At 47.6% G+C, this 9,409-nt stretch carries 6 protein-coding genes and 1 tRNA gene; 2 read left to right on the forward strand and 5 right to left on the reverse strand.

Translation table 11 applies throughout. The features are described from left to right. From VN105_RS20205 to VN105_RS20225, 5 genes are all read right to left on the reverse strand, one after another. Window positions 1-1,430: hypothetical protein (locus VN105_RS20205; protein ID WP_325643571.1), on the reverse strand; the 1,430-nt coding region annotated here is incomplete at its 3' end. Between the two features lie 106 nt (window positions 1,431-1,536). Beyond that, a complete protein-coding gene (locus tag VN105_RS20210; protein ID WP_325643573.1) occupies window positions 1,537-3,138 on the reverse strand; it encodes a RagB/SusD family nutrient uptake outer membrane protein in 1,602 nt (533 codons plus the stop codon). A gap of 17 nt (window positions 3,139-3,155) precedes the next feature. Further along, window positions 3,156-6,542, reverse strand: coding sequence for a TonB-dependent receptor (locus VN105_RS20215; RefSeq protein ID WP_325643575.1), 3,387 nt, complete (start codon window positions 6,540-6,542; stop codon window positions 3,156-3,158). Window positions 6,543-6,575: 33 nt separating this feature from the next. Continuing rightward, window positions 6,576-7,529, reverse strand: a complete 954-nt coding sequence (locus VN105_RS20220; protein ID WP_325643577.1) for a FecR family protein — start codon at window positions 7,527-7,529, stop codon at window positions 6,576-6,578. Between the two features lie 47 nt (window positions 7,530-7,576). Beyond that, complete coding sequence (locus VN105_RS20225) at window positions 7,577-8,176, reverse strand: sigma-70 family RNA polymerase sigma factor (protein ID WP_325643579.1); 600 nt, start codon at window positions 8,174-8,176, stop codon at window positions 7,577-7,579. A 305-nt stretch (window positions 8,177-8,481) separates the two neighbouring features. Between VN105_RS20225 and nfi the strand changes: the two genes are divergently transcribed. Both nfi and VN105_RS20235 read left to right on the forward strand, forming a co-directional pair. Then, window positions 8,482-9,144, forward strand: a complete 663-nt coding sequence (nfi, locus tag VN105_RS20230) for a deoxyribonuclease V (protein ID WP_325643581.1) — start codon at window positions 8,482-8,484, stop codon at window positions 9,142-9,144. A 90-nt stretch (window positions 9,145-9,234) separates the two neighbouring features. Continuing rightward, window positions 9,235-9,308, forward strand: a tRNA-Asp gene (locus VN105_RS20235). Window positions 9,309-9,409 lie beyond the last annotated feature (101 nt).

The raw sequence follows: 9,409 nt of genomic DNA on the forward strand, positions 1-9,409 counted from the left end.
GCCCGGAACATGATGTAAACAGGGCTTTCACCCACCTGTAAACGGATGCCGGTATCTCCTGTTTTTTCCCATGTTACTGCTTTGGCAGGTTCGCTGGTGGTGTTCATTGCAGTAACGCTTACCGGCAACGAGGGCAGGTTATCCAGTTCTGTATGTACTACACGTGGCTGATACCCTTTCTGTTCATGGGTGCGGGCGCCGGTAGGCGACCAGGCTACCCAGGCCAGGGACTGTGAGTCATTTCCTTTCACAAATTCAAACACATACAGGGAATCTGTTTCTTTTTTCACCACCCGCCGGAAGCGGTAATCACCCAATGTCTGGTACAATTGCTTCACCGCCCAAAACGACATCTTCGGAACAAAATTCCGCGTAAGACCGGAAGCGGCATGGAAAGAAGCTTCATCTTCATCATTATAATAATACAGGTAAGCGCGCCTGATATCCAGTGTGGCAAACACCAGGAAGGACCTTACCAGGTACTGTGCCTGCTGCAGATCGCTGGCCCCCTGCCAGTTCAGCTTCAGTGCCCAGTCTTTCCGGTGCTTCATGGCCTCCGGTGTACAGGCATCATAACCAAACTCCGTTACCCAAACTTCTTTATCTTTTGCATGCCTATTACGCCAGGCAATTGCTTCCTCAATTACCTTCAGGTATTGCAGGGAATTATCCTCCGGGTAACTCCTGTTCCAGCTGTTTTCACTGGTAGCAGATTTTTCGACAGTAGGATAAGTATGTACATTGATCACATCATAAAGGGGAAGTATTTTTTTATCTCCATACAAATCATCCAACCCCTGTGAATAAGGGTCTGCCTTCACCGCCACTGCAGGTGTAACGATCTTCATCTGCGGATCTCCTGCTCGCACCCCTTCCGCCATCTTTGTAAACAGTATGCTGAAAAGTGCCGGGTCAAAACGTGTTCCCGGTTCGTTATCAATTTCAACGGAGGTGCATAGTTTTTCAACGCCGGAAGGTCCGTAATAAGTTGCCATTGCCTTCCCGTAATCATATGCCCACTGCTCATGTCCGGCCCATAACTTCTTATAATCCGGGTTGCCCAACCCCACTCCCAGGAACTGCATACAGATATCGGTTTCAAATCCCGCAGCCTTCCATGGGCCGTAAACATCCCGTTTCCAGTTAATATGATTGATAGTGTTGGGAATGGTGATGGTATCACCCGGTGCTTTCACATCCCAGCTGATATTGTGATAACTGCGCAGCAGCCTGCATACTTGTTTGTACAGGTCAGGTTTAAGCGTAACGTGCCCGTTAAGCCCCATAAAATCCCGGAACAACGGCCGGCTGGTACCGGGTATTGAATCTGTTGTATCAGGCTCCGATTGTGCAGGGGTGCGTTCTGCGCAACTGACTGTAAGCGTGGCAAGGAAGAAGAAAATGGCGGTAAACAAATGATTCCGTGGCATAGTACAATAGCATAAGGAATGAACAAAAGAGGCGAATGGTAAGCATGAAGATATGCAAATATCTTTACGCTTACCATCCGCCTCTATCATTGTTCGCTATTGTCTGTTAATTTCTCCAGCCCGGCACCTGTTTGTAAACGCCGTTACTCTGCGCTATTACATCAGGGTTCATAGGCCATGCCATATGTTTAGCCGGATCAAAATTACGTGCAGGCCATACCTGTTTTATTTCGTAAGGCGATGCAGGGTTTACCTTATCGCTGTGGATGCGGCCATGCAAAGGCGCATTGATCTTCGCATAATCGCCCCATCTTTTCAGATCCTGCAGCCTGTCTGTCCATTCACAGGCCAGTTCCACACGGCGCTCATGTTTGAGATCATCCATGGTAGGATTTGCAATGCCTGCCAATCCTACGCGGCTGCGCACTTCATTCAGCGGTGCGGCGGCTTCGCCACTTCTGCCCAGTTTGATCAGCGCCTCCGCTTTAAAGAGCAGGATCTCTGCATAACGCATCAGCGGTAAGCTAAGCGCTGTGGTTGGATAGTCCGGGCTCTGGTTGATGTTGGTGTTAGTGGTGATCACGCCGTCTTTTCCATAGGAATAAGGCTCCATGTACTTATTCATCTGGAAACCGGATAAGCTGTTGGTAGAGTAGTAAGAACGCACCAGGCCAAAGAAGGTGAACTTATCCCCGAACTTCAGGATGGTAACTTCCCTTCTCGGGTCATTGGCTTCGTATTCTTCATACAGCTCTTCTGTGGGCTGGAAATAGCCCCAGCCGTTGAAGATAGCCCAACCGGTATTTTCCAGTACTACGCCCGGAAACTCGGAACCACCCTGTACACCGGAAGTTACAGACCACATATATTCTGAGCTCCAGTTATTGGCGATGCTGAATACAGCGCGGTAATTCTGCTGGCCGTTTGCCTGTCCCTTTACGAGTGCGCGGTGACCTTCATCCCTGATCTTATCGCAAAGCGCGGGGATCAGTCCCCATTTGGAGGCATCGTACTGCGCCCAGTAAGCATATACTTTTACCATGTAACCCCAGGCTGCTGCACGGTGTGCGCGGCCCTGGTCGGAGGTGCTGTAGGTTTCAAACAGCGGCAGCAGGCTGGCTGCTTTTTCCAGGTCGCTGATGATCTGCGCATAGTTATCTGTTACAGATGCCAGCTGAGGCGGAATGCGCGTTCCAAATTCCGGGTTTTCCGGTCCGTCGAAAGGTACGCCCTGGTCTTTATGTCCCCAGAGATAAGCCACCCAGAAATGAGCGAATCCGCGCATAAAATACGCTTCGCCCAATGCCTGGTTGCGGGCCGCTTCCGTGGTATTTTTTGAAGTGGGTACATTCTGGATCACCTGGTTGGCGCGGTTCATCATTTTATACAGGTCGGCCCAGCCACTGGTCAGGTAGCCTTCCCGGCCACTCGGAATGAAGTTCTTGATGTTTTCACCATCCGCCTTTGCTCTTCCTACAATCAGGTCGTCGCTGGCATCCTGCACCCAGAAAAGGTCGCGGCCCCAGGTAGATTCATTACGCATGGCCACGTACATATCGTTGGTAGCCTTCTTCAGATCATTATCACTCTGCCAGAAATAAGCAGTGGTAGGCGCGCCATTGGGTTTTGTATCCACCCATTTGTTACAGGCGCCTGCACCCAGCATCAGCGACCCTGCAAGAAATATATGTTTGAATGTTGTTTTCATAAAAGCATTTCGTTTGATCAGAATTTAATATTTGCACCAAGAGAAAACACGCGGGATACCGGGAACTGGCCGCCATCAAGACCAACACCGCCTACTTCCGGATCCATACCGGTGTATTTGGTAAAGGTGAGCAGGTTGTCGCCGCTGAAATATACACGGAGTCCCTGGTTCCAGCTCATTTTCTTAAAGGTATAGCCGATCAGCAGGTTCTTTAATCTCAGGTAGTTACCGTTTTCCAGGTACCAGTCGGAGTTGGTCTGGAAGTTTTTGTTCGGATCATTTGCGGAGATGCGGGGAATATTGGACCCTTTATTTTCCGGGGACCAGGCATCGAGGATTTTATCCCAGCGGTTGTATCCCTGTTCGGAGCCGCTTAAGGTGGTTAGCTTGAAAGCGTTGAACAGTTTTACGCCGCCTACGCCCTGCATGAACAGACTCAGGTCGAAGTTCTTCCAGGTAAAGTTGGCGGTAAATCCGTAAGTGAGCTTGGGAAATGCGTTCCCCATATATACGCGGTCGCCATCATTAATAGCGCCATCGCCATTCTGATCCACAAATTTCAGGTCGCCGGCCTTTGCATTGGGCTGGATCATTTTACCATCTTTCTGGTAGGCTTTAGCTTCATCGTCCGACTGGAAGATGCCGGCAGTTTTTATCAGCCAGTAAGAATAAAGCGGCACTCCTACTTTGGAACGGAAAGGCGTGAGCACTCCCCTGAAGGCATCTGTATGTGGTATTATAGAATTAGGGGCATCATCAATATATTTCACCCTGTTCTTTAAAGTAGCGATGTTAGCGCCCAGGTTATATCCCACCTGGCCTATATGATCGTTCCAGGATACGGCTACTTCCACTCCTTTATTGCTGATCTCTCCTTTGTTGATGTATGGAGCTGCTAATCCAAAAGTATTGGGCCAGCTGGGTTGTTGCTGGATCAGATCGTAGGTAAGCTTATCAAAATAGTCGGCAGTAATGGACAGGCGTTGTTTCAGAATGCTGATATCGATCCCTACATCTGTTTGTTGTGAAGTTTCCCAGGAAAGTGATCTGTTAAAGGCATCTGTTAGTGCAAGTGAATTGGATCTTGGTGCGCCATCGCCAATCTGGAAGGTGTAATCCGGTGTAAGCTTGGCATAACCATAGTAGTGTGCTATAGTTCCAATGTTACCTATTCGTCCCCAGCTACCCCTGATCTTAAGCAGATCCATCCATTTCGCGTTATCCATGAAGGATTCGGAACTGATTTTCCATGCAGCAGTTACACCCGGGAAGCCTTTGGAGCGATAGCCTTCCGCTAACCTGCCTGCAACGTCATTACGGTAACTGGCGGTTACGAAGTAGCGGTCTGCCCAGCTATAGGATAACCTTCCTACATAGGAAACCGTTCTGTCTTTCCATTCCTCATCAGTCGGCAGGTTTTGGTCAAATATGCCGGCATTTGTAAAGAACTGCGCCCAATCAGCTTCATTCTCAAAGTCTTTTGCAGCGGCAGAAAAGTTACGGTTAGATTCTTCCTGGCCGGTCATGGATACCATTACACCAATGTTATGCCGGTTGATGATCTTGTTGTAATTAAGCGTATTCTCCCAGATCCAGTTATAACCTTTATCTGTAGAATAGGTAAGTGTATTCTGATCATTGGGTTTTCCCGGTTCTGTTCTTCTGGGCTCAAAGTTTTTCCACAGTGCATTTTGCTGGCGGTAAGAAAAACGGGAGAGATAAGTAAGACCCGGGATAATATCGGACACCGTTAGTTCTGTTACCGACTGCAGGTCATTCCGTTTGTTATAAGGTTTATTTCTCAGCAGGGTAGCTACCGGGTTGATCACATCCCCGTAGATACCGTTATAGTCCGAACCTCTCGGGCCTACACCGCCAAAGGTACCATCGCTATAGTAGGGAGTAGCAGAGCGCGGCATATACAGGGCAGAAAGGATAACGCCGCTGTAACCGCTGGCGGTTTCCGCATCCCTGTTATCATTATTATTCCAGAAGATATCCTGGCGCAGTTTAACATTTTTGCTAAACTGATAATTGGCATTAAATCTCAGGGAAATATTTTTATTATAGGTATTGATCAGGGTACCTTCTTCTTTTTCATAACGGGCCTGGAAGAGGGTAGAAAATTTATCTGTTCCGGCGTTTACACTGATATTGTGACGCTGAATCAGACCGGTGCGGAAAATTTCATCCATCCAGTTGGTGCGCGTTACCAGGCCATCCGGATTCTTGGCAGGATTCCATCCTTCCAGCGGAGGCAGTCCGGCATTGGTTTGCGCAAGGTCGGATACTTTGCCCTGTTGTTCTGCAGTAAGCGACTGTAACGTGCGCCATGCTTGTTTGGCGCCCACAAAGCCGGTATACTGTACACTGGGAACTCCTTGTGTAGCCTGGCGGGTGGTAATAAGGACAACCCCTGCCGAACCTGAGAAAGCCCCGTAAATAGCCGCAGATGCCGCGTCTTTCAATATAGTAATGGACTCTACGTCGGCCGGATTATAAGGGGCACCGGGAACCCCGTCCACAACATACAGTACATTTTCGGAATTAACAGAACCAACACCGCGAATAGTGATCTTGTTCGCATTACTGGTATGGCCACCATTACTAACAACAGTGATACCAGGCACTTTACCCTGTAACATATTGGCTACATCCAGCACCGGGCGTTCCTTGATCTGTTTCATATCAGGTACTACCGACACTGCTGCGGAGAGGTCGCCTTTTTTGGCGGTACCATAACCCAGCACCACTACTTCATTCAGCGCGTTGTTACTGGTTTTCAGCGTGAGGTTTACTGTGTTGGATGTGCCGGCAGGCATTTCCACTGTTTCATAACCCACATAGCTGAAACTGAGTATTGCCTTGTCGCTTTCCAGGGTGATTTCAAATTTGCCATCTGCATCAGTAACTGTTCTTATTTTGGTGCCTTTTACCCAAACGGATACACCGGGAATAGGTTCGTTACTTTCCGTAGTTACACGGCCGGTAATTCTGCGGGTGATCGCCTGGGTAGTTTGTTCTTCCGGGTCTTTTTCTGCCTTCCTCAGCAGGATGGCTTTGTCGCTTACGCTATACTCTATACCCGACTTATTACGAAGCATGTTAAGGGCTTCGTTCAATGTGATATTATCTGCTTTGTAATCCCTGACAATAATTTTGTCGAAGTCCTGTTTAACATAGTTAAATGTAAAACTGCTCTGGTGTCCGAGGGCATTCAGCACCTGGGAGAGGGAGGCACGGGAAATATCCAGTTTCACTTTTTCGCTCAACCCTTGCTGCCTGGCGTATCCGAAGGTAGCTGGCAACAGGGCACATCCCAATAGCAGGAATCTTTTCAGGCGGGATACAGCCGGCCCGCTGCTGCGGGTATGCTGATCAGCGGAAGTAAATGTCATTTTCATGTGTTGAAATTTTCAGGAGCGTTCACGTGTTTTTTAATAAATGATCACCTGTCTGTCGGAAATGCGGAATTGTTTACGGCTGATGTAGCATAGATTTCCCAGCATTTTTCCGAAGCTGTCTTTTTTGAAAAGCACAGAAACATTTTTTTCGATGCCCTGTGTATTCTCCCATTTCACCTGATAACCGTTGCGTGTGCACAATCGCGTTACGGCATCTTTGAAGGGGAGATCGGTAGCGCTGAAGGCGCCTTCTTTCCAGGCGGCTACTTTTGCGGCTTCCGTAGCGGAAATATTCAATGCTTTATCTTCATTATTATAGGCAGCGGAATAGCCGGGTTTCAATACGGTACTGTCTTTCCCCGTGCGTACTTTTACTTTACCCTGCACCAGTGACACGCGGGTAAGTCCTTCGCCGGCATAGGCTTCCACGTTAAATTGTGTGCCCAGTACCTGGATGGCGAGATCGCGGGTGCGGATAACGAATGGCTTGTTCCTGTTGCCCTGTACCTCGAAGAAGCCTTCACCGGTAAGTTGTACGCTGCGGTTTTGTTTATTGAAGTCTTCTTTCCATTGAAGGGAAGCGGCGGTATTCAGCCAGATGCGGGAACTGTCAGGCAATACAACCAGTTTGATATCGCTGGTTTCATTGGTTACCTGGAAAGATTTTATGTTCGCCAGGGAAGCAGGTGATTTTTGTGTATAACGGGTCCATATAAACCCGGCGCCGGCCAGTAATAATATACTGGCTGCAGCCGCCCATTGAATGGAACGTTTTTTCCACCAGGCCACCCGGGCGGTTGGCAGTATACTGTGAAAATTTGCCAGGAACTGTTGCCTGTAAAGGTTTGACTCCAGGGCCGACAGGTTTGTTTCGCTGTTTAAACCGTCATACCAGTTGTCCAGTAACGCCAGTTCTTCGGGCGTACATTTTCCCGCATGGAATTTTTTCAGCAGGGCTTCCGCCCTTGGATATTTTTGTGTTGCCATCTGTTAATGAATACCCGCAACACAAAAAATGTTAACTCATCCGAAGGTTAAGAAATTGTAAACAGCAAAAAAGAGGAAACAAGACTGGCAGACAAAGCCGGATTTGCTTTAATATGTGCTTTTACCTGTTTAAGGGCACGGCTGTATAAAACACGTGCTGATCCAGCGTCTATGCCAAGTTGCTGTGCTATTTTCTGGTAGGAATAGTGATGGTTTACGCGAAGAATAAATAATTGTCGCTGGCTGGGCGAAAGGATCTCCAGGGCCTCACTGATGATGGTTTCTTTTAGTCCGTGTAATTCATCGGAAGCAATGGCGCCGGGCGATTCCAGGGTGTTGTTCAATAATATTTCCAGTTTCTTCAGGTGTGCCTGGTAACGGCCATTTGTGCGGTAATATTTAAAGATACGCAGCTTTAATGCGTTGAGCAGATAAAATTCCAGTGTTTCATCTTTCGGCACTTCCTCCCATTTCACCCATAGTGAAAGTAACACATCCTGTACAATATCAAATGCGTCGTGCGGATTTGTTTTTGCCACGGCGATGCCCAGTAATTTATCCCAGTAAGCAGTTACAGCCGCTTCAAAATGAGCCTGACCGGGCATGCCGGTTGTATGATGGAAAGATACTTTCTTAAGCGCAGACATAAGTTGAAATATAACAGTCCCTACAAAAGTAATTGTCTAATATTACGTGGATATTAACGTTGTAAATTCCAGGCTCCTTTTCTTATAAAAATCGATTTAGCAAATCCCGGCAAAAGGAAGTAGTACCATTGCTGTACTATTCATCCGTAAAAAAAAATTGTTATTGTGTTTTGATTGATCGTTTAAAGTGGACTGATTGGCGTCTGCCAAATATATATTTACTTTTTCAAACGGTAAAGAATATTTATAAAGTGTACATCTTACCTTAAAAGCAGGTATCTTTCTGCCTGTTTTTAAACCTATTTATGCTAACCGAAGATGCAGCAATAGCCATACAGGAAGAATTGCGCCGGCAGGTGATCACTACAGATGAACTCCCGGATACCATAAAAATTATTGCCGGTACCGATGTGGAGTACGATAAAGATTCGAACCTGATTGCCGGCAGCATTGTGCTGCTGGATTATGCCACCCTGCAGGTAGTGGCTACGGCTACCCATTGTATGGAAGTTACCTTTCCCTATATACCGGGGTTGTTTTCCTTCCGGGAAATGCCTCCATTATTAAAGGCCTGGGAAAAACTGCCCCTGCTGCCCGACCTTATTGTTTGCGATGGACAGGGATTGGCGCATCAGCGCCGCTTTGGAATGGCCTGTCATTTTGGGGTTACCGTTAACAAACCCGTGATAGGCTGTGGTAAAACACGGCTATGCGGTGAATACAGCCACCTGGGGGAAGAAAGGGGAAGTGTTGCACCATTAATGGAAACAGGGGAACATATCGGCAACGCCTTACGCACACAAGCCGCCACTAACCCTGTATTTGTTTCCACAGGTCATAAAATATCCCTGGCCACCGCCACAGCTATTGTGCTGAAACTATGTACACAATACCGTTTGCCTGAAACCACGCGTATATCCGATCACTACGGGCGGTTGGCATTACTGGAGTATAAAAAAGGAACGTGAGAGAAATATTTGGAGAATTGAATTTATTATTTATATATTTGCAACCCCAAACGGGGAATACAGAATGGCTGAAAGGCTTGCCTGTAGGAAGGATCGGTAGTTCAGTTGGTTAGAATGCCGCCCTGTCACGGCGGAGGTCGCGGGTTCGAGTCCCGTCCGGTCCGCAAAAGGAAACAACAAATTTCAGTTGTTTCCTTTTTTTATGCTTATAAGGGACTGATTCACAAATCATTGCTTTTCAAATCTCTAAAATGGAAAAGTGTTC

The organism is Chitinophaga sp., assembly GCF_035564935.1.
Taxonomy (GTDB): Bacteria; Bacteroidota; Bacteroidia; order Chitinophagales; family Chitinophagaceae; genus Chitinophaga.